Source organism: Pseudovibrio sp. POLY-S9 (genome assembly GCF_001431305.1).
In the GTDB taxonomy this organism is placed as follows: Bacteria; Pseudomonadota; Alphaproteobacteria; order Rhizobiales; family Stappiaceae; genus Pseudovibrio.
In genome coordinates, this window is sequence record NZ_LCWX01000023.1 from 9,665 (window position 1) to 29,481 (window position 19,817).

Below are 19,817 nucleotides of genomic sequence, written 5' to 3' on the forward strand. Positions count from 1 at the left end.
TAAATAAGTATCTGTAACCGGCGCAGCTCCGCTCCCATTAAGGTTGATCGTATAATTTGATCCCGCACTAAGGTCGATCGCCACCCAGTCGCGGTCCCCATTGGTTTCAAGTGTACCTGAAAAGCTATCCCCTGCGGCAATGAGGTATTGCGTCGACGGCCCTGCGTCAGCATCTTCTCCCTCATTCAAGACTAGAGTATTTGCTAAGAAATCCGCCACTTCGACCTGTGTTGTAACCTGATCGGCAGCTTGCGCGCTGAGGGCCGCTTTTTGCTCCGTTACGCTTGAGTTGTAGGATATGCTTTCTGCAGTTACATGTAGTTGATTCATCATGCATAATTTACACATTTTCTACATCCTTTAATATAAAAGCAATCATGTAAGTATAAAATTAAATATGATTCTTGCAATATTTATTTACATAAATAGTATTCATTAATATATTTAATCATTACTTATATTAGGTAAGGGTGTTCTTCGTATATTTTACATGTATGAGTCATTCGGTGTAAATCTGTGCAAATTTCAGTATTGATTTTCTTAAGTACTTCCAGAGCTTTGGTTTTCCCTGGATTGGCCTCCTTGTTCTGGATGCTGTTTCACGCGACTGATTGTAGGGGAGGGTTTCAACCTCCCGTGTGCCTGCAGGTGTTTTGGATAAGGTACTCTTGAAGCGCTTCAGTAGTGTAGCGTACGGTGCGCCCGATTTTGCAGAACGCAGGTCCCGTTCCCTTGCAGCGCCATATGTTTAGGGTTTGCGGGGAAATTCTCAGGTGGTCTGCGGCTTCTGCTGTGGTGAGAAGTTCGATCGGGTTCATGCGGCTACCCCTTTCGGTTGGAAGTTTGCACAGCTCTCTTCCATCATCTCCGCCCAGTCCAGAGCGGCCATTTCAGGGCTTTGGGGTATGATGGTGGAGGTTGACGGCAGGGTTGGGCCTGACATGCTTCTGCGGGAGAGTTGGTTGAGGGTGGTCGTTACCGCTGCTCGGCGGATCTCCTCCAGCTTGGCGGTTTCAACCATGCTTAGCTTGTCCGGACGCGGAATGAGCTCACTCAAAGCTTTTGCCAGCTCACACAGGCCACCGGTTGGACGGTGCACCAATGTTTGAGCCTGATCGCATTCAGCTTCCGTGTAAGCCAGATGCGCCAGGATGACCTGTAGGCCGGTCGTCATCATCAAGGGCCGGAGAGCGCGCGGTGTGAACCGCGCTGCCATTATGTTGAACTGCGCCTGCGAAAGGAACGTATCCGTCAGATTGTGCAGGGCAGCCACGTGGCCCAACACAATGCCCAGAGTACGCCAGGTGATCCTGGAGGAGGCCGGGGGTGTCAGGTTGATGTAGTTGCCCTCTGGCAACGGAATGAAGTTCATCGGCTCTGTCATGCTTAAGCATTCTCCGCGACAGGACCTGTCATGCCGAGGGCGTCGAGGTAGAGATCGAGGATCGCTTCTTTTTCCTCGCTCTCATGAGGTTTGCGTTTGCGAAGGGATACGATTTTGCACATGACTTTCACGTCAAAGCCGTTGCCCTTGGCTTCTGCGTAAACGTCCTTGATGTCATCTGCGAGGATGGCCTTTTCTTCTTCGAGGCGCTCAATACACTCTACAAAGGCTCTGAGTTGCCCGACTGCGCCGCCGCCTGCATCTGCCATTTGGGTGTCCCGTGATGTGGGTTGAAAGGGTTCTAAGATTGATTGCTTCTCGCTGAACGAGCAGCATGTTCCAGCCTTGAGATGGTGAGGATGGTTGGCTACAGTTCAGCTGGCGCTTTGTCATAGCCACGGCCGAAACGGCCATTTAGAAGGTAGATAGATGATCTGACCTGCAGTGTGGGTGTAATTGCGCTTCTTGGCCTAGTGCTGTAAAGGCGCGGAACTGAGCTAATATATTAGATTAAATTTCGCCGGCAAAGTAATTTGAAGTATCGAAATGCGCGCCATAGTTGATTTTTTAGATATGTGATGCGTGCATATCGAATATAAATATTCACCTATATCCAAAGTGAACTCACGTAGAGAATTTATTTTTGTATATTGATCAGATATTCGTTTGAGGCAATTAATTTATATAATGCAATGGTTTAAATAGATCCCGGTTGAGTGCGTCAAAATGTATTACTAGATTTCCTTTGAAAAGAACTAGACTTAAGTTGCAATTAATTTTTCAGGGATAGAGAGGTTGAGAATAAATTGAACTAATTCAATGGAAAATAATCATGTCACTGCGCCTAAGGATATTCGCCGCTGCGAATGCCGTGTTTTTGCTTGGCTTTATTGCACTTATCACAGTTGTTTCCGTCCTTATGTCCAATTCCTCAGAAGAGGCCGGTCAGGAATTACTTATTGAGAATGCCCAGGTTCAAGCAGATCTGGCCAATCAAACAATTAGTGAAGCACAAATCATCACGGCAAGTTTTGCAGACCAACTCGAGCAAACACTGCGCCATGCCGATCTAACTCGTGAGCAGATCGCCCAGATCGCCCGAGACTTCTTTGCCAACAATCCGTCCATTGATGGCCTGACCACCTCCTTCGAGCCAAATATGATTGGCGAAGATGCTAGTCACGCTGGTCAGGACTACTCTGGGAAAACCGGCCGTTTCTCACCTTACTTCTCTCGCAAGGATGGCAACGTTGGGTGGCGTATTGCAGGTGCGGACGAAGCTGATGCTGATAGCTGGTATGGTCTTCCCCTCAGGCTTGGGCATGACGTTGTCACACCGCCGTACAGTTTTGAATCACAAGGGGACACCGTAATGGCTGTCTCCATGTCGTCACCTGTCTTCAATAGCAATGGTAATGCAATTGGTGTTATCACTGGCGACGTGTTCCTCAACGGCTTGATCGCAAGTCTGGAAGCTTCCAGAAAATTCAAAAGTGGGTTTGTCGGCCTCGTTAGCAACGATAGCAAATGGGTAGCTCACTCCAATTCGGAGTTGAAAGGCGAAGAAATCCCAGCAGAGATTGCTCAACTCCTCACTGAGGCAGGTACGCAGCCAACTGTTGTTGAGCTTGGTGATAAGGAAATAGCGACCTATCCGCTGACACTGCGTGGTACAGAGCAGGTCTGGTCCGCAATTGTCTCCGTGGATAAGTCAGAACTGCTCGCAGCTGCCAACGCAACACGAAACAACGCTATCATTACGGCGCTTATCTGCCTTGCCTTTGGTGTCGTCGTTCTCTGGTTTGTTGGCTCTTCCATTGCAAGACCTGTTGTCGGTATCACTGCACGGATGAACTCTCTGACAAAGGGCAATGTAGATGAGCCCGTTGCCTTCACTGACCGTAAAGACGAGATCGGACAGATGGCGAAGGCTTTGGAAGTCTTTGTCAGCAATGCAGTTGAGCGCATGAATCTGCAAAGTGAATCCGAACAGGAGCAGGAAGCCCGTGCACTTCGCCAAAAGCATATTGATGAGCTCATTACAGACTTTGATGAGACCATTCAGGAAAGTCTGACGACAGTCGCGGATAACTCAACTGAAATGGAAGTCTCTGCAAAGGCACTGACCGGTATCGCTGAGCATGCCACTGAGCAGTCAACAACGGCTGCGGCCTCTTCTGAGGAAGCGTCTACCAATGTACAAACGGTTGCGTCGGCAGCAGAAGAGCTGGCCGCATCCATTGATGAGATTAGTCGCCAGGTCGGTCAGACTCAGAAAGTCGTCGCAGATGCTACATCTACGGCCCAGGTCACAAATGATAAAGTCTCCAGTCTGGATAGTGCTGCGCAGCGTATTGGTGAAGTGGTCACACTCATCCAAGCGATCGCAGAGCAAACCAACTTGTTGGCTCTGAATGCGACCATTGAGGCAGCTCGTGCCGGCGAAGCTGGCAAGGGCTTTGCTGTTGTTGCAGCTGAAGTGAAAGAGTTGGCCAATCAGACCTCAAAGGCGACCGAAGAAATCTCCAGCCAGATTGTAGGCATTCAGAATTCGTCTCAGGAAGCCGTTGGCGCAATCAGCGCGATCACCAAAACCATGTCTGACGTCAATGATATCACAGCAACTATCGCAGCTGCTGTTGAGCAGCAGGGGGCAGCAACCACTGAGATTAGTGAGAACGTGCAGCAAGCAGCTGTAGGCACTCAAAATGTTGCTGAAAGCATGGCGGGTGTATCATCTGCCGCATCAGAAACCAGCGCAACTGCAAGTCAGGTTCTGTCATCCTCTCAGATCCTGAATAAGCAAGCAGACCTGTTGCGGGACAACATTGCAAGCTTCTTGCGCAATGTAAAAAGCGCCTGATAACAATCAAATGCTAATATTTAGATGGCTCATTCCGGTTTCGGGTGAGCCATTTTTTATGTCGTAGTTATCGGTGAATTCTGAGAGTGAAGAAGCTCAGGATGCTTAAATATGTCAAAAGGCACACCACTGAGTAATACCATGTTGCCGAGACAGAAGATGCCAGTTCCAGAAGAGCAAGGCATCCCAGTGTCAGAACCGAAGAGAGCAACGCATCCATGGTAAATGCGCCTGCTGCAAACACGTAGTGGTTCTGCTTCAAACCAACTGATGAGTTGGATGCAATCGAAGCACCGATGAGGTCTGCTTTCAGGAAATACAATATTGCATTGCCAAGCAGAAAGATGGAGACCTGATAAAACATGAAACGCAACACGCATTGTTTACAGTGATCTGATGAGTTGCGAGGCAGGATCTACGTTTTTATTAAAATATGCTATGTGTCATGAGGTAGCGGAAGCAGGCCGTAAATATCTGTATTTTTACTGTTATCTGCTAAATTCAACATATATGAGTTATGCAACAACCAAGAAATTGTTGAATGAGTTGATGTGAGGTTTGCCTCACACATGCTATGCACTATTGAAAAGCCTTGAGTATTGGCATACACGCTGCAAAGCCAAACAAATAAATCGTAAAATAGAATTCACGGAATTAAGGATCATTCATGCGCGACGGTGGACGAATTGCGGCTGCAATTGAAGTGCTGACAGAGATTAATGAGCGCCGCCGTCCTGTGCAGGAAGCCCTGAAGGACTGGGGCAACAAGCATAGGTTTGCAGGATCCGGTGATCGGGTTGCTATCGGCAATCTGGTGTTTGATGCACTGCGCCACAAACTCTCCCATGCTCAGGCGATGGGATCTGACAGTGCGCGCGCGCTTGTTTTAGCAACCTACATCTGGGGCTGGGGCAATCAGGTGGAAAAGCTGGAGCAGGTGATGGAAGAAGACCGTCACGCACCAGAACCGCTATCAGACGCTGAACGTGACGCATTGATTGAAAACAAGCAAGTCGGCGATAACGACCAGATCTCAGCAAATGTTCCGGAATGGCTCTGGTCGCACTTTCAGGATAACTTTGGTGACGAGACGCTGGCAGTTGGGCGTTCTCTTTCTGAACGTGCGCCGATTGATATGCGCGTGAACACTGTCAAAAGCTCGCAGGAAAAAGTCCTCAAGCGTTTGTCTCACCTTAATCCAGAAGTAAGTGGCTTGTCTCCTGTAGGCGTTCGTCTTGAACCTGTAATTGGGCCGCGCAAATCACCTCACGTTCAGGCCGAAGAGAGCTTTCGCAAAGGCTGGTTTGAATTGCAGGATGAGGCCTCTCAGATCGCATCTATCCTGTCAGGTGCTCAGCCGGGTGAACAGGTTTTGGATCTATGTGCAGGTGGGGGCGGTAAAAGCCTCGCTTTGGCTGCGCAGATGCAGAACAAAGGACAGATCTACGCTTATGATGCCCATAAGACGCGTCTAGCGCCACTTTATGACCGTATGGCCCGCGCAGGGGTGCGAAATATCCAGACGATTGACCCGCAAACCGGCTCTCTTGATATCTGCGAAGGCAAGATGGATCGCGTGTTCGTGGATGCTCCTTGTTCAGGTACTGGCGTATGGCGTCGTCGGCCAGATACCAAGTGGCGTGTAACGGAAAACGCTCTAAATGGACGTGTTGAAGATCAAGCTCAGGTTCTGGAAACTGCGACACGCTTTGTGCGTTCAGGTGGCAAGCTGATTTATGCAACTTGCTCTTTGGTGCCAGCGGAAAATCAGTTGCAAGTCAAAGCCTTCCTTAAAAAACACGCTAACTTCAAGCTTGTTGATTTGGCGCCGGTTTGGGAAGAGCATTTTGGTGCAATAGCATCCCGTCGTCCACTGTTTAAGGATGGCGGTATGATCACTCTGACGCCTTATCATACCGGTACTGATGGCTTCTTCATCGCGATGATGGAACGTATTTGATATCAGCACCTTGGCTTTAATAAAAAAGCATGTCGCATATGAAATGCGACATGCTTCGAAACGGCAAACAAACCATGTGATTAGCTGGAGGCTTTCTCTTCATGCTCATCAGGTACCTCAGATTTACCCTTGACGACATCTTCCGCCAGCTCTTCAGAAGCGGCATCTTCACTCTGTGCCTCAAATACGCTTTCACCGGCCTCTTCCAAAGCTCTGGCTTCTATGCTTTTGCTGTGCTCTGAAGGCTCAGGTGCAACTTTTTCCTCACGAACAGGCCGCTCATAACCTTGCTCAGCAAGATATTCGACCTCTTTGATCGCTGCTTCAGTCGCATCCAAAAACTGACTGTTTCTGGATGAAGAGGTCAAGACATCGCGAGCGGCATCAGTGGCACCAGCTGCGGCAAGAGCTGCGCCAAGTGCGTTGCTGACTTGCTTATTGCCTGGTGCAAGCCGCCATGCGGCAGCCGCGTGATAAACTCCGGCATAAACAAGACCAAGTTTGCGCTTGCCAATGCTCAGATGAACGAGCGCAGCCGCGTTCTCAGGTTCACACGCATGAGCCAGCTCAAAGCTCTCTACTGCACTGGAGGTGTTTTCTTCCAGCAAGTACGCGTGCCCCATTGCGACAAGCACTTCGACATTGCGGGGCTGCAGGTCATGAGCCTTGTCCAGATGCGCCAGTGCTTCCTCACTCTTTTTGCGAATGATGAGCAGCTTTGCGAGGCCGACCAGAGCAGGAACATATTGTGAGTCAACTCTGAGCGCAGCCCGATAGTTCAGGGTTGCCGCTTCCGCCTTGGTCTCCGCACTCAAAGCATCGCCAAGAAGTGAAAGAGCAGGGGCACTGTTTGGGATCAGTCGAACAAGGCGTCGGGCATACGGTTCTGCTTCTGCATGCCCATGCATCTTGATCAAAATGGTTGCAAGCCCATAAAGCGCATTCCGGTTCTCCGGCTCAGCTTCCACCACCGCATCAAAGGCTTCTTTAGCTTGTTCCAGATACCCCAGCAAAAGCAGCGCATTACCCATGTTGGAGCGTGCAGCCAAGTGTTCTGGCTTCATGAACAACACTTTACGCAAATGGGCGACAGATTCCCGCAAATCTCCATTGCGCAACATAATCGTTGCCATCTTGAAAAGAAGCTCTACGTCATCAGGGTAGCGTCCAACAAGATCCTGATAGACTGGGATCACTTCATCAAAGCGCTCGTCCTGTTCCAGGTAGGCAATAGCATCAAGTGCAGCATTGATTTTTTCTTGCCGGGCGTTAGTGTCCGGTGTACCGCGCAGTGTCTCTGTCATCTTTTACGGACCCCCTCGTTGGGCAGTGCCGCCCGTAGATCCATTCGGATGGATCTGCTGACAGGCAATTCTGCGAATCAAATTCGTATCTATGCACGATGAAGCCTAAGCGGTTGGCAAATCAGCGTCAAAGGTGGAACGGGTTGATCCTGAAGGAAGGCGTGGATAGATGATATTGAACGCATCAAAACCACATTCAGGGGCTAGTGCCTGGGAAAAATCACCAATATTCAAGACAGCTTAACCATTTTCCGTTTTCTTATCGGTCAATGGAATGAAGCAAAGCATCCGACGCAGGGCAAAGGGTTATGGCGGAGAAATACCGTGCGAAAATAACGACACAGGCAAGTTTGTTTGAAGACGAACATAACGTCGAGTTGTTGAACTATTTGCCTCTGCGCATCATCGCGACTGGCCGCTTTATTGAGCGCCGGCTTTCCGAGCATTTACAGAAGCAATATGGTTTATCGCTTCCCTCGTGGCTCGTACTGAGTGCACTGGAGCGGATGGGTGCGGTGTCTGTACGAGAGCTGGGGCCAGTTATTGGACTGGATACGGTGGCTGTATCGCGTGCTGTAAAGCGCCTGTCAGAAGCAAATCTTATCAAAAAACATGAGCACCCTCGAGATCGTCGCCTTGTCCGTTTGAACTTGGCAGAAGATGGACGCGTTGTTTTGCGAGCTCTTGAGGCCCAACTTGAACAGCTTGAGAAGAATCTACTGCCACAGTTAGATGTGCAGGAGCGCATCAGATTGGGGCAAATGATGAGCCGTATCGAAGAACACGAGCAGTCGATATTGTAGCTGACTGGACCTTCGGACAAAGCACACAGAAAAACATCATCTGCCCTTAACGGAACCTCGATTTTTCCGCGTAAAAGACCTTTCCAAATCAATGCGCACAGAGTAGAAGCTGCGCATGACAGACCGCATCCTCATTATTGATTTTGGTTCTCAGGTCACTCAGCTGATCGCGCGCCGTGTGCGCGAGTCTGGTGTGTACTCCGAGATCGTTCCGTTCCAGTCTGCAGAAGCTGCTTTTAAGGAGATGAATCCAAAGGCGGTGATCCTGTCAGGTGGTCCGGCATCCACGACTGAAATGGGGAGCCCACGCGCACCCCAGATCGTATTCGAGGCAGGCATTCCTGTCCTCGGAATCTGTTATGGTCAGATGACCCTTTGTGTCCAGAATGGCGGCAAAGCGGAAGGCTCTGATCATCGCGAGTTTGGCCGCGCCTTCCTTGAAATTAAAGGGAAAAGCCCACTATTTGATGGGGTTTGGGACGAAATTGGCTCCAAACATCAGGTTTGGATGAGCCATGGTGACCGTGTTGTCGAGCTGCCCGAAGGTTTTGAGGCAATTGCAACCTCTGAAGGTGCACCATTTGCTGCTTATGCAAATGAAGCCAAAAAGCAATATGGTGTTATGTTCCACCCAGAAGTGGTTCACACTCCCGATGGTGCGAAGCTCATCGAGAACTTTACGCATAAGATTGCAGGTTGCTCAGGCGACTGGACAATGGCTGAATACCGCCAGCAGGCGGTAGAGAGTATTCGTCAGCAAGTTGGCGACAAAAAAGTCATCTGCGGCTTGTCTGGCGGTGTTGACAGTTCTGTTGCAGCAGTGCTGATCCATGAAGCAATCGGCGACCAGCTCACTTGTATCTATGTTGATCACGGTTTGATGCGCATGGGTGAAACGGAGCAGGTCCTGTCCATGTTCCGTGATCACTACAACATCCCGTTGGTTCATGTGGATGCTGCTGATCTGTTCATTGGTCAGCTGGAAGGCGAGAGCGATCCGGAAGTCAAACGCAAAACCATCGGCAGGCTCTTCATTGAAGTTTTCGAAGAAGAAGCGAAAAAGCTTGGCGGCGCAGACTTCCTCGCACAGGGCACGTTGTATCCTGATGTGATTGAGAGTGTTTCCTTCACGGGCGGTCCATCCGTGACCATCAAGTCACACCACAATGTGGGCGGCTTGCCAGAGCGCATGAACATGCAGCTGGTTGAGCCACTTCGTGAGCTGTTCAAGGACGAAGTTCGTGATCTTGGTCGCGAACTAGGTCTGCCAGACAGCTTCATTGGACGCCACCCATTCCCAGGTCCGGGTCTTGCGATCCGCTGTCCGGGCGGTATCACGCGTGAGAAACTGGATATCCTGCGTCAGGCAGATGCCATCTATCTGGATGAAATCCGCAAAGCTGGTCTCTACGACGCCATCTGGCAGGCATTCGCTGTTCTGCTGCCAGTTCAAACCGTTGGCGTTATGGGCGATGGTCGCACCTACGAGTTCGTCTGTGCCCTGCGCGCAGTGACCTCGGTTGATGGCATGACTGCAGATTTCTATCACTATGACATGGAATTCCTTGGCCGGGCGGCAACCCGCATCATCAATGAAGTCCGCGGTATCAACCGCGTCGTCTATGATGTGACCTCAAAGCCTCCAGGAACCATTGAGTGGGAATAAACTTATCAGAAACCGGGGAGGGCAACTTTCCCGGTTTTTTCTTATCTAGTGATCAACTCGGATTGCAATTTTGCGCGGATTTCCAATTTCATAAGTTCGTTCATACTATCTGATGTTTTGGTATGTGGAGGCAGTTGTTAATGGATTTACCTGATGCCGAGTTGTATCTAACTGAGCAGCATAGAGAACTCTTGCTTTGCCAGCGAACCGATTTGATTGGCAAAGATGAAGACGCAGTCCTCCATCTATACCGAAAACACATTGCCAAAGCTGTCCGAATGTTGAAGGATCACGTCCCGGGTCTTGCTGCGAAAGGGCGTTTTCTGGATATCGGCTGCGGCCTCGGATTTGGCCTGCTCGTTTTAAAGGAGCTTTATGGGGCGGATCATTGTTTCGTCGGCTTAGACAAAGATGGCAAAGACACAGAAATCAAATATGGTTTTAAGCTTCATGCAGAAATATACAACGACCTGACGCGCACAGCCGAAAATTTGCAGCTCAATGGGATTGCACCTGAAAACGTCAGTCTTATCAATTTGGATCATAACGCGTTTCCTGATGGTACTTTTGATGTCGTTGTGTCTTTTCTCGCTTACGGTTGGCATTTTCCAATTTCAACGTATTTTGAAACATTGAAGCAAGTTACCAGAAAACAGAGCATCATCTACCTCGACCTACGCCGTAAGACAGACGGCCTCTCAATGATGGCTTCAGAGTTTGATCTTGTCTGGGCAAGAGAAAATAAGAAGGGTGTCAGTACAATTTGGCGAGTGCGTTAGTATGCAAGACGCGTGAAGGTTAAGCGATGCCCAATCCTCAGGGTATCAGCCCTTCAACAGACTTAGTCCAAAATCATGTGGTTTGAGAAGCGATATGATGAGTGGGATGATCTGGCCAACTGTTGAACTCGCCAAAGGGTGGATACTTCAATGACAATGCCAACTCTGCGTCTATTTAAAAAGAAAAAAAAGGCTAAGTTAGATAACCCCAAGAACGACTTGGATTTTTATCTGCACCAGTATGACTCCTATGAGACATATAAAGAAACGCAAATTTTTTATAATAAGAAAAAGTTGCAAAATATCTGGGCTGATAAGACAACGCTGACGCTCGTCAAAGATATCGTATCCAAAGAAGTATCAAAAAGATCTTTTTCCGGTATCTGTCATGGTTCTCGAAATGGTTTTGAGCAGAATTATTTGTCTGAAGATGACAAGTTTGATGTTTTTGGGACTGATATTTCTCCTACTGCAAAGCAATTTGAGCGCTCAATTGAGTGGGATTTTCATGATGAAAAAGAAGAGTGGAAGAATAAATTCGATTTCATTTACTCCAACTCATTGGACCAAGGTTGGAACCCCCGCAAAGCTTTGACAACATGGCTCAACCAAATCCACCAGGGTGGCGTTGTGATCATTGAACACACCAATGCTCATGGACCTCAATGGGCAGGAGAAATGGATCCCTTTGGGGTGAAACCCAACGTTATGCCTTACGTTTTTGCTGATTGGTTTGGGCACCAAATTAGTACATCTTTTGAAAGTGTTCAAAAAGATAACAAAGATCTGAAAGCTTGGCTTTTCATTCTAAAAAAGAATGTGTTGGTTGTGACGTGAGGTTTTTTGTTGAACGCTACCCAAACAGCTTTGCGCAACTCACACAGTAAAGAGCGGCTGGGTCTACGCGTAGTCGGGCTTCGGGAATGTCGTCTCCGCATTCAAGGCAGAAGCCGTACTCCTCCTCTTTGATCCGCTGCAGGGCGCTATCGATCCGCTGAAGTTCTCTGGCGCGTTGGCGGTCATTGGCTTGAGCCATCGCTTGCCGTTGTATAGCGTCCATGCGGGAGAGGCGGCCAACGGACTGTTGGTCAAGCGCAACCGTTGCACGGTCTCCCTCAGAGATAGCAGTGAGTTCTGTCAGTTCCGCCTTTCGTGCAAGAAGTAACGTCTCTGCATCATTGAGAGCCAGTGTCATCAGATCATCTCCCGCCCAAACCTTCAGGTAGTCAGTATGAGCGCGAATTGAGAAACTGTGCAAGCAAAACAAAACGCCCAACATAGTGGGCGTTTAAGGGAGTGGACTAGATTTTCATCAGGCTGGAAACAGTTTCTTTTTCGCCCACAAACTCTACACCCAGTGTATCCGCTGTCCTCCAGCGGACTTCGGTTTGCACGCGCTGGCGCAGGTGAACCAGATAGAGTGTAAACTCATCGGGAATATCGATCGTTGTTTCCATCTTCAAGCGGGCACCAAAATCGGACAAATCTCGAATAACACAGTCGAAAACCATCGACTGGCTCGCGAAAACAATGCGCCCTTCCTTAAGCGTACGCCGACGGCGAACGCGGCGACGTTCACTAGTTTCTGTTGCACTGTCACTTTCGGACATAGAACTTTCCAGGCACTGTTTCTGTTTGTGAAACCTTAGATCTTGCGCAAATATAGGAGTCAAACAGTCAAGTTATGATATATGCAGATAAACAACTCACCCTGATTTAGCGAGAAAAGCAGCATGAGCTCAAGGGTTCTGCGAAAAAGAATTGGGTAAATGTATAAAACACCTTACGCAGGGACGATCAGGCTTATTGATATTTCACTGCGTATGGTCACAGTGCACAAGCCTATCTAGGGGCTTTAACGTAAAATACAAATCTAAAGGGTCACTCGATGACGCTGTTATTAGTTGGGCTATTCATCTTTCTGGGAATTCACTTCGTCCCATCTTTTCCTGGGTTTCGTGACTCAGTCGTTCAGCGCATTGGACTGAAACCATACCGGGCGATTTACTCACTGATCGTGCTGACAGGCCTTTTCTCCATGATCTACGGCTTCGTTCTGGCGCGTGAGGAAGACCTGTTTCCGCTGTACGTAACGCCATTCTGGCTACGTCATCTGGCTATGACGTTGCTCTTACCAGTCTTCATTCTGGTTTTTGCAAAATTTATTCGCGGTAACATCGCCAAGTGGACCAAAGACCCCGTTATTCTGGCGGTAAAGATCTGGGCAATCTCCCATCTACTGGTCAATGGTGAGCCATATTCCGTTGCTTTGTTCGGTGGCTTTCTTGTCTGGGCGATCTGGGCGCGGATCTCCTTGAAGAAATTCAATCGCAAAAACACTGCAGTCGAAGAGTTCCCACACGCTCTGCGCAATGACATCATCAGCGTTGTGTTGGGCATGCTCCTCTACGGTTTGTTTGTCTGGAAACTACATGCGCTGCTGATCGGTATGCCGATCCTGACTTAAGCAAACTCTCAAATCGCGAGTGTTTCAGCAAAACCGGGTGCGTGACTGATCAGTTGCGCACCCGGTTTTGCTTTAGGCTGAGTATTTTGACTGATCCAAAGATTGTTTTGCAATTAAGCACTCTGTGAAATACCTTTGCCCTCAATTGATCTTGGGGGAGAACAATTTATGGCATTATTGATTTCAGGCCTCACCGCATTTTTTGCGGTGCATTTGATCCCGTCGTTCTCGGCGCTTCGGGACACGTTGGTTCAACGTCTGTCGTTCAACGGATATCGCGGACTGTACACGCTCATTTCATTGGGTGCTCTGGTCGCAATCGTCTATGGCTTCGGTACCGCCTGGAATGGTGATTATGCGCCATGGTATGTCGCACCAAGCTGGGGCCGTCACGTCACCATGCTGTTGATGCTGCCTGTTTTTCCACTCTTCTTTGCCTCTCAATTGAAAGGTAATATCACACGCGTCACCAAGCACCCGTTGATCAATGCAACAAAGCTTTGGGCTGTGGCTCACTTGTTTGCAAACGGTGAACCTTACTCTGTGCTGTTGTTTGGCTCATTTTTGATCTGGGCAATTCTTGTAAGAATTACCATTGCCCGCCGCGAGCGTATCAATCCACCAAGTCGGGACTACCCAAACGCAACGCGAAACGATGTGATTTCCGTAGGCCTCGGTTTGATTTTCTACGGCCTGTTCGTGTGGAAACTACATGCAATTTTGATCGGGGTACCGATCATAGCTTGACCTTTTGCATGGGGTAAGGTTTCAAGACAGACATCAAAGTGGTCTCTCTTGGCAATTACACTTGTAAATGTTGGCAGGGAAAACTCTTTCACTGCCCTAATAAAGCCACTAATCGGTTGAAAGAGGTAGAGAAAGAGGTTTGCCTGCGGCTCTCTTAGTTTTAATGTGACGCCGCCCATTGGGATACCACGAACCTAAGAATCGTTGCTGCAGGAACATTTGAAGTTATGTCCGACATTTTTCGCGAAGTCGATGAAGAAGTAAGAAGCGACCAGTTTTCAAAGCTTTGGAAGCGCTTTGCTCCGGTTGTATACCTGACAGCAGGTCTTATCGTTGTAGGTACCGCAGGTTTTCGCGGCTATGAGTACTGGCAGAACAAACAGTCTCAGGCTGCAGGCACTGAATTTCTGGAGGCTATCAAGCTTTCAGACGCAGGCAACTACACCGAAGCACAGGCAGCTTTCGTTTCCATGGAAGGCAGCATTGGCGGTTATCCTATGATGGCCAAGATGCGCATTGGAACCGAGTTGGTACTGGAAGATAAACCTGACGAAGCCATCAAGGCTTTTGAAGCGGTCGCCGCTGACAGTGCCACACCAATCATTTACAAGGGCCTCGCCAACATCCGGGCTGCTTATCTGCTGCTGGATAACGGCGACCTTGCCGCGGTGAAAAAACACACAGAAGTCCTGGCTGTTGCTGGTAACACATGGCGTTTTTCTGCTTTGGAAATTCTGGGCGCTGCTGAGTACAAGGCTGGTAATCTGGATGCAGCTCGCACGCGCTTCAGCGAAATTGTGAATGATGCAGCCGCTCCGTCAGATGTTTCCGGACGCGCACAAATTTATCTTGAACTAATTACCTCTGCATTGGGCAAAGACGAAAAGGGGACTGAATAAGTGAGCGAGACCAAAAGAAAGTCTTGGAAGGCTTTGATTGGAACCGGCGCGCTTGCGCTGACGCTGGCTGGTTGTTCTTCTCTTTCCAGTCTAAATCCATTCGGCGGCGATGATGAGTTTCTTGAGGGAGACCGTCAGCCACTGTATCAAGGCGCATTAAAGCCATCTGCAACAGGTGGAGATGCCAAGATCGGTGCGGCGACAGGTGGGTCAACCTGGCCAACCGCTGCTGGTCCTAAGAGCAATGATCCGGGCAACATCGCAATCAATGTGAGCGGTGGTGTTGCATGGTCGTCGAGCATCGGTCAGGTCCGTTCTCCCGGCTTCTTTGGTATCGGCTCCAGCAACCCGCGCACCGCAGCGCGTCCGGTTTCTGATGGCCAGCGCATCTACGTCTATAAGTCGGATGGCAACCTCGTTGCTCTGACAACTGGTGGCGCCAAGGTCTTCACAAAGAACCTGGGTCTGGAAGGCGAGAATGAAGTTGCCGCAGGTGGTGGTGTCGTGCTTGACGGTGGCAAGATCTTTGTCGCAACCGCATACCGCAATGTTTATGCACTTGATAAAGGTGGCAACGTCCTTTGGACCAAGCAACTGGAAACACCGGTTCGCGGTGCGCCAGCAGCGGCCAATGGCAAAGTTGTCGTTGTAACACAAGACAATGAAGTGATCGGCCTCAACCAGTCAGATGGGGAACAGGCATGGTCATTCGCTGGCATCGCAGAGCAAGCAGGCCTGCTTTCCTCTGCAAATCCGGCAATTTCAGGCAACACTGTTGTTGTGCCGTTTTCCTCAGGCGAGGTTATGGCACTTGACATTAACAGCGGTGAGCCTAAATGGATCGATACCGTTGCACGGTCCTTCCGTACACGCGCGCTCTCTGGCCTGACAGATGTTTCTGCAAGCCCGGTCATTGAAGGCAACAAGGTTATTGCAACCTCCGTTGCTGGACGCACACTGGGCATTGCTCTGAAAGATGGCGAGCGTTTGTGGGAGGCTGATTTTGGTGCCGTACATACTCCGGTTGTTTCCGGCGGTACGGTATTCTTGATCGGGTTGGATGATAAATTGCATGCAATCTCAAGTAAGACCGGCAACCTTATCTGGAGTGCCAAGTTGCCAACTGGCGAAAGCGACGCCAAGAATGTCAACTGGGCAGGTCCAATTCTGGCCAACGGCCAGCTGATCGCCATGTCCAGCAACGGTTATCTTGCATCTGTGAATGCAAAAACCGGTCAGGCATCCGCATCGCGGAAAGTGACCAGTGGCGTATTTGTATCACCAATTGTCGCTGGTGGACGTATGGTCGTCCTTACCAGTGACGGAGCGGTTGCAGCGCTGAACTAAACGTGTCCTACGGAAAGTGGATACCGGTTTTCGAAACTGGGATACGTTAAAAAATAAAAGCTTAGAGTAGGGCGCATAAGGCGAACTACTCTAAATGCTGCATACCAGACGAGGAGTATTCGCGTGACTGCGACAGTCGCCATTATTGGCAGACCTAATGTTGGCAAGTCGACGCTCTTCAATCGCCTTGTAGGCAAGCGCTTAGCGCTTGTTGATGATACCCCAGGTGTGACCCGTGACCGTCGGTCCGGTGATGCACGCTTGGGCGATCTGCGATTCAAGATCGTTGATACTGCCGGCCTGGAAGAAGCAGAGGCAGCAAGCCTCGAAGGGCGTATGCGCGCTCAAACAGAAGAAGCAATCCGGGATGCGGATGCATGCTTATTCCTTATTGATGCACGCGCTGGCTTGATGCCGCTTGATGAGCACTTTGCGAACCTTCTTCGCCGAGCCGACACCCCTGTAATTCTTTGCGCCAACAAGGCGGAAGGCAAAGCAGGCGATGGCGGTCTCTATGATGCGTTCACGCTTGGTTTGGGTGATCCTGTTCCTCTTTCTGCGGAACACGGAGAAGGCCTGTCCGAGCTTTATGATTTTCTGCGCCCGATTGTAGATGCTGCAGACGAGATGGAAGGTTCTTCCGAATTTACTGAAGCACGTACAGATGTTGATGTAGAGGATGAAGAGATCGACGAGCCGGTTGGCACACTCGAACGCCCTTTGCGCATGGCAATTGTTGGCCGTCCAAACGCAGGCAAGTCTACTCTCATCAACCAGATGTTGGGTGAAGAGCGCCTTCTGACCGGACCTGAAGCTGGCATCACACGCGACAGTATCTCTGTTGAGTGGGAATGGCAGGATCACCATGTGAAGGTGTTCGACACTGCAGGTATCCGCAAAAAAGCACGCGTTCAGGAAAAGCTGGAAAAGCTCTCCGTTGCGGACGCCCTTCGCGCAATCAAGTTTGCTGAAGTTGTTGTTGTAACGCTCGATGCCACCATCTCCTTCGAAAAGCAGGATTTGCAGATCATCGATCTGTGTGCCCGTGAAGGTCGCGCAATCGTTATTGCACTCAATAAGTGGGATTTGATTGAGGATCGTGAGGATGCTTGGGGTCATATCAAGGATTCACAAGCACGCTATCTGAATCAGCTACGTGGTGTTGAGATTGTCACCATGTCCGGCATCAACGGGCAGGGCCTCGATAAGCTCATGCAGGCTGTTTTCCGGTCTTACGAGATGTGGAACAAGCGCGTTGGTACATCTGGCCTCAACCGCTGGCTGGAAGGTGTTCTGATCCACCATCCGCCGCCAGCAGTGTCTGGACGTCGTGTACGCTTGCGTTTTATGACACAGCCAAAGACACGTCCACCGCATTTCGTGGTGTTCTGCTCCAAGCCAGACAATCTGCCGGAGAGCTACACCCGTTATCTTGTGAATGGTATTCGCGAGCGTTTTGACATCAAAGGAACGCCCATTCGTCTGTCCTACAGAAAAGGCGACAATCCATACCACAAGAAGAGAAGGTGATTTCGCTTTCACTTAATTTCATAAAAGGGCAGCAGTCAGCTGCCCTTTTATTTTGCCAAGTCCCGGAGAACCAGGAACTGTCAGGGTTCTGACCACTGTCGCGGACTTGAATTTTTCTCTAGAAGTATCAGTCAGTGCCGTTAATAAGTTGCAATTCTTCCTGAATCTGCTTTTAATCGCGCTCTCTTTCCGCATTCCCTACATTTAATAGGATTATCATGTCACAAGACCGTTTTACGTTTGCCAACGCTCTGGTTAAGCGCGCTGGTGCCTATGCGCACGAATATTTTACGCGTTTGGAAACCCTCAATATTGAGAGTAAAGGTCATCAGGACATGGTCTCCGAGGCCGATCGCGATACCGAAATTCTTGTTCGCAAAGCTATTGCCGAAGCATTTCCAGATGACAGCATCGTGGGAGAAGAGGGTGATCCCAAACAGGGTACTTCTGAGTATACCTGGATCATCGACCCGATAGACGGTACGGCGAACTTTGTCTCCGGCATTCCACAGTGGTGTGTGATCATTGCCTGTGTCAAAAATGGCGAGAAATACATTGGCGTCACTTATGATCCGTGTGCTGATGAATTGTTTGCAGCTGAAAAAGGCAAAGGGGCAACACTCAACGGTACGCCAATGAAAGTGTCCACGAGCGATTCATTGTCCAATGGGTCAATCGGTCTGGGCTTCAGTGCACGTGGGCGCAATCAGGCTGTCAAAAGCGCAGTTGATGCACTGCTGGATGAAGGTGGGATCTTTTTCCGCAACGCGTCCGGTGGTCTTATGCTGGCATATGCTGCTTCTGGTCGTCTCATCGGTTATATCGAAGAGCACATGAACTCCTGGGACTGCATGGCAGGTTTGCTCCTTTTGGAAGAAGCTGGCGGGAAGTGTCAGGAAATTGACGTCGCCAACGCAGTCATGAACGGCTGTAAAGTTGTTGCTGCTTGTCCGGGTGTATTTGATCAGACCAAAGCGCTAACTGATAACTGCTTCATCTAAAGCACCTTAGATAGCGCAAAAAAAGCCCCGGCTCATCACCGGGGCTTTTTCGTATTTGTAGGCTTATGCCGTTTAGCTGGTCAGCTGCACGAAGTCCCTCAGTTCTTTGCTCGGGAAATCGTAGAGGCGACCATTTTCCTGACTTTCTGGAAGACAGAAGCGCACGATGTCCTCAGAGATCTCAGAAGGATGCAGCAGGGTCTTTGGGTCTTCGCCCGGCATTGCTTTCGCACGCATGCCAGTCCGCATCGGGCCTGGATTGATGAGCATGGACTTAACGCTGGTCTTCTGCGTTTCGTTCACATACGTGCGTACTAGCGCCTCCAGAGCCGCTTTTGACATGGAGTATGGTCCCCAATAGGCGCGGCACTTATGTGGCGCTCCTGAGGTCAGGAAGACCGTACGGCCCGCATCGGACTGACGTAGCAGTGGATCAAGCGAACGAATAAGACGCCAGTTCGCAGTCACGTTGATTTTCATCACGTCATCGAACTTCTTCGGGTCCACATGACCCAATGGAGAAGTCGGGCCGAGAATACCGGCGTTACCGACAAGAATGTCGAGCTTTTTCCAGCGTTCAAAGATAGCAGCGCCCAAACGGTCAATCGCGTCGAAATCAGTCAGGTCAACTGGCACAAGCGTAGCTGAGCTACCGGCCTTCTGGATCTCGTCATCCAGTTCTTCCAGTCCGCCAACAGTCCGTGCGATCGCAACAATATGCGCACCTTCTTCAGCAAGCTTTTTTGCAGCAAAATAGCCAATGCCACGGGAGGCTCCCGTGACAACAGCAACACGACCTTCAAGTCTTTTCGAACTCATTGAACTTAACCAGTTTCTACAAGGCGGGGAGCCTGACGTGTGTCCACATCGTCAGACAGATCTGTAAGCGGGGTCGGATAGTCCCCGGTAAAGCAGTGATCAGTGAACTGCGGGTTCTCGTTGTCACGGCCATTCTCATGGCCCATGGCACGGTAGACGCCGTCAATGCTCAGGAAGGCAAGGGTATCTGCGCCAATGTACTTGCGCATGCCTTCAAGGTCATACTTGGCAGCCAGCAGCTTTTCGCG

General features: G+C 49.8%; 20 protein-coding genes and 2 pseudogenes. 12 read left to right on the top strand and 10 right to left on the bottom strand.

Annotated features, from left to right (window positions below; all coding sequences use genetic code 11):
- The 4 genes and pseudogenes from PPL9_RS32260 to PPL9_RS01180 all read right to left on the bottom strand — a co-directional run.
- Positions 1-333, bottom strand: a pseudogene (locus PPL9_RS32260) (hypothetical protein); the annotation flags it as partial.
- A 293-nt stretch (positions 334-626) separates the two neighbouring features.
- Positions 627-818, bottom strand: coding sequence for a helix-turn-helix domain-containing protein (locus tag PPL9_RS34660; RefSeq protein ID WP_082596447.1), 192 nt, complete (start codon positions 816-818; stop codon positions 627-629).
- The gene (locus PPL9_RS01175) at positions 815-1,384 is read right to left on the bottom strand and encodes a hypothetical protein (protein WP_057460930.1); all 570 of its coding nucleotides are present in this window, start codon (positions 1,382-1,384) and stop codon (positions 815-817) included. Before PPL9_RS01175 ends, PPL9_RS34660 begins: the two co-directional genes overlap by 4 nt.
- A gap of 2 nt (positions 1,385-1,386) precedes the next feature.
- Complete coding sequence (locus PPL9_RS01180) at positions 1,387-1,653, bottom strand: DUF2312 domain-containing protein (protein ID WP_057460931.1); 267 nt, start codon at positions 1,651-1,653, stop codon at positions 1,387-1,389.
- A gap of 563 nt (positions 1,654-2,216) precedes the next feature.
- Between PPL9_RS01180 and PPL9_RS01185 the strand changes: the two genes are divergently transcribed.
- Complete coding sequence (locus tag PPL9_RS01185; protein ID WP_057460932.1) at positions 2,217-4,247, top strand: methyl-accepting chemotaxis protein; 2,031 nt, start codon at positions 2,217-2,219, stop codon at positions 4,245-4,247.
- A 67-nt stretch (positions 4,248-4,314) separates the two neighbouring features.
- Here PPL9_RS01185 and PPL9_RS01190 read toward each other — a convergent pair whose 3' ends face one another.
- Positions 4,315-4,611, bottom strand: a complete 297-nt coding sequence (locus PPL9_RS01190; protein WP_057460933.1) for a hypothetical protein — start codon at positions 4,609-4,611, stop codon at positions 4,315-4,317.
- 303 nt (positions 4,612-4,914) lie between these two features.
- Between PPL9_RS01190 and PPL9_RS01195 the strand changes: the two genes are divergently transcribed.
- Entirely contained in the window at positions 4,915-6,207 is a 1,293-nt protein-coding gene (locus tag PPL9_RS01195) for an RsmB/NOP family class I SAM-dependent RNA methyltransferase (RefSeq protein ID WP_057460934.1), read from the top strand.
- A gap of 80 nt (positions 6,208-6,287) precedes the next feature.
- Here PPL9_RS01195 and PPL9_RS01200 read toward each other — a convergent pair whose 3' ends face one another.
- Positions 6,288-7,511 carry a tetratricopeptide repeat protein gene (locus PPL9_RS01200; protein WP_057460935.1) on the bottom strand — a complete coding sequence of 408 codons (1,224 nt, stop codon included), beginning with the start codon at positions 7,509-7,511 and terminating at the stop codon, positions 6,288-6,290.
- Positions 7,512-7,819: 308 nt separating this feature from the next.
- On the opposite strand from PPL9_RS01200, the gene PPL9_RS01205 reads away from it, so the two are divergent.
- The 4 genes from PPL9_RS01205 (at position 7,820) to PPL9_RS01220 (ending at position 11,596) form a co-directional block, all read left to right on the top strand.
- Entirely contained in the window at positions 7,820-8,314 is a 495-nt protein-coding gene (locus tag PPL9_RS01205; protein WP_057460936.1) for a MarR family transcriptional regulator, read from the top strand.
- 115 nt (positions 8,315-8,429) lie between these two features.
- A complete protein-coding gene (gene guaA, locus PPL9_RS01210) occupies positions 8,430-9,980 on the top strand; it encodes a glutamine-hydrolyzing GMP synthase (RefSeq protein WP_057460937.1) in 1,551 nt (516 codons plus the stop codon).
- A 140-nt stretch (positions 9,981-10,120) separates the two neighbouring features.
- Entirely contained in the window at positions 10,121-10,759 is a 639-nt protein-coding gene (locus tag PPL9_RS01215; protein ID WP_057460938.1) for a class I SAM-dependent methyltransferase, read from the top strand.
- Between the two features lie 150 nt (positions 10,760-10,909).
- Positions 10,910-11,596 (top strand): hypothetical protein, encoded by a 687-nt coding sequence (locus PPL9_RS01220; protein WP_057460939.1) that lies wholly within the window; start codon positions 10,910-10,912, stop codon positions 11,594-11,596.
- Between the two features lie 16 nt (positions 11,597-11,612).
- On the opposite strand, the gene PPL9_RS01225 is transcribed toward PPL9_RS01220, so the two are convergent.
- Together PPL9_RS01225 and PPL9_RS01230 are read right to left on the bottom strand one after the other, a co-directional pair.
- A complete protein-coding gene (locus PPL9_RS01225; protein ID WP_057460962.1) occupies positions 11,613-11,954 on the bottom strand; it encodes a TraR/DksA family transcriptional regulator in 342 nt (113 codons plus the stop codon).
- Between the two features lie 106 nt (positions 11,955-12,060).
- Positions 12,061-12,369: a PilZ domain-containing protein gene (locus tag PPL9_RS01230; RefSeq protein WP_057460940.1), complete on the bottom strand. Its 309-nt coding sequence runs from the start codon at positions 12,367-12,369 to the stop codon at positions 12,061-12,063.
- Positions 12,370-12,647: 278 nt separating this feature from the next.
- Between PPL9_RS01230 and PPL9_RS01235 the strand changes: the two genes are divergently transcribed.
- The 6 genes from PPL9_RS01235 (at position 12,648) to PPL9_RS01260 (ending at position 18,750) form a co-directional block, all read left to right on the top strand.
- On the top strand, positions 12,648-13,226 hold the full coding sequence (locus PPL9_RS01235; protein WP_057460941.1) for an NnrU family protein: 579 nt from the start codon (positions 12,648-12,650) through the stop codon (positions 13,224-13,226).
- Between the two features lie 168 nt (positions 13,227-13,394).
- Entirely contained in the window at positions 13,395-13,973 is a 579-nt protein-coding gene (locus PPL9_RS01240) for an NnrU family protein (RefSeq protein ID WP_057460942.1), read from the top strand.
- Between the two features lie 227 nt (positions 13,974-14,200).
- Entirely contained in the window at positions 14,201-14,872 is a 672-nt protein-coding gene (locus PPL9_RS01245; protein WP_057460943.1) for a tetratricopeptide repeat protein, read from the top strand.
- Entirely contained in the window at positions 14,873-16,219 is a 1,347-nt protein-coding gene (locus PPL9_RS01250) for a PQQ-binding-like beta-propeller repeat protein (protein WP_057460944.1), read from the top strand. It begins immediately after the preceding gene.
- Positions 16,220-16,342: 123 nt separating this feature from the next.
- Positions 16,343-17,749, top strand: coding sequence for a ribosome biogenesis GTPase Der (gene der / locus PPL9_RS01255; RefSeq protein ID WP_057460945.1), 1,407 nt, complete (start codon positions 16,343-16,345; stop codon positions 17,747-17,749).
- Positions 17,750-17,967: 218 nt separating this feature from the next.
- A complete protein-coding gene (locus PPL9_RS01260; RefSeq protein ID WP_057460946.1) occupies positions 17,968-18,750 on the top strand; it encodes an inositol monophosphatase family protein in 783 nt (260 codons plus the stop codon).
- A gap of 72 nt (positions 18,751-18,822) precedes the next feature.
- Here the strand turns inward: PPL9_RS01260 and PPL9_RS01265 are convergent, their stop codons facing one another.
- Positions 18,823-19,569 carry an SDR family NAD(P)-dependent oxidoreductase gene (locus tag PPL9_RS01265; RefSeq protein WP_057460947.1) on the bottom strand — a complete coding sequence of 249 codons (747 nt, stop codon included), beginning with the start codon at positions 19,567-19,569 and terminating at the stop codon, positions 18,823-18,825.
- Positions 19,570-19,574: 5 nt separating this feature from the next.
- Positions 19,575-19,817: pseudogene (locus PPL9_RS32910) on the bottom strand (amidophosphoribosyltransferase); the annotation flags it as partial.

Excerpts from the sequence above, each read along its gene's own strand:
- PPL9_RS01225 (WP_057460962.1), bottom strand. The coding sequence starts at position 11,954 with ATGACACTGGCTCTCAATGATGCAGAGACGTTACTTCTTGCACGAAAG.
- PPL9_RS01180 (WP_057460931.1), bottom strand. The coding sequence starts at position 1,653 with ATGGCAGATGCAGGCGGCGGCGCAGTCGGGCAACTCAGAGCCTTTGTA.
- PPL9_RS01235 (WP_057460941.1), top strand. The coding sequence starts at position 12,648 with ATGACGCTGTTATTAGTTGGGCTATTCATCTTTCTGGGAATTCACTTC.
- PPL9_RS01190 (WP_057460933.1), bottom strand. The coding sequence starts at position 4,611 with ATGTTTTATCAGGTCTCCATCTTTCTGCTTGGCAATGCAATATTGTAT.
- PPL9_RS01265 (WP_057460947.1), bottom strand. The coding sequence starts at position 19,569 with ATGAGTTCGAAAAGACTTGAAGGTCGTGTTGCTGTTGTCACGGGAGCC.
- PPL9_RS01185 (WP_057460932.1), top strand. The coding sequence starts at position 2,217 with ATGTCACTGCGCCTAAGGATATTCGCCGCTGCGAATGCCGTGTTTTTG.
- PPL9_RS01215 (WP_057460938.1), top strand. The coding sequence starts at position 10,121 with ATGGATTTACCTGATGCCGAGTTGTATCTAACTGAGCAGCATAGAGAA.
- PPL9_RS01245 (WP_057460943.1), top strand. The coding sequence starts at position 14,201 with ATGTCCGACATTTTTCGCGAAGTCGATGAAGAAGTAAGAAGCGACCAG.
- PPL9_RS01175 (WP_057460930.1), bottom strand. The coding sequence starts at position 1,384 with ATGACAGAGCCGATGAACTTCATTCCGTTGCCAGAGGGCAACTACATC.
- PPL9_RS01220 (WP_057460939.1), top strand. The coding sequence starts at position 10,910 with ATGACAATGCCAACTCTGCGTCTATTTAAAAAGAAAAAAAAGGCTAAG.
- guaA (WP_057460937.1), top strand. The coding sequence starts at position 8,430 with ATGACAGACCGCATCCTCATTATTGATTTTGGTTCTCAGGTCACTCAG.
- PPL9_RS01260 (WP_057460946.1), top strand. The coding sequence starts at position 17,968 with ATGTCACAAGACCGTTTTACGTTTGCCAACGCTCTGGTTAAGCGCGCT.
- PPL9_RS01240 (WP_057460942.1), top strand. The coding sequence starts at position 13,395 with ATGGCATTATTGATTTCAGGCCTCACCGCATTTTTTGCGGTGCATTTG.
- PPL9_RS34660 (WP_082596447.1), bottom strand. The coding sequence starts at position 818 with ATGAACCCGATCGAACTTCTCACCACAGCAGAAGCCGCAGACCACCTG.
- PPL9_RS01205 (WP_057460936.1), top strand. The coding sequence starts at position 7,820 with ATGGCGGAGAAATACCGTGCGAAAATAACGACACAGGCAAGTTTGTTT.
- PPL9_RS01195 (WP_057460934.1), top strand. The coding sequence starts at position 4,915 with ATGCGCGACGGTGGACGAATTGCGGCTGCAATTGAAGTGCTGACAGAG.
- PPL9_RS01200 (WP_057460935.1), bottom strand. The coding sequence starts at position 7,511 with ATGACAGAGACACTGCGCGGTACACCGGACACTAACGCCCGGCAAGAA.
- PPL9_RS01230 (WP_057460940.1), bottom strand. The coding sequence starts at position 12,369 with ATGTCCGAAAGTGACAGTGCAACAGAAACTAGTGAACGTCGCCGCGTT.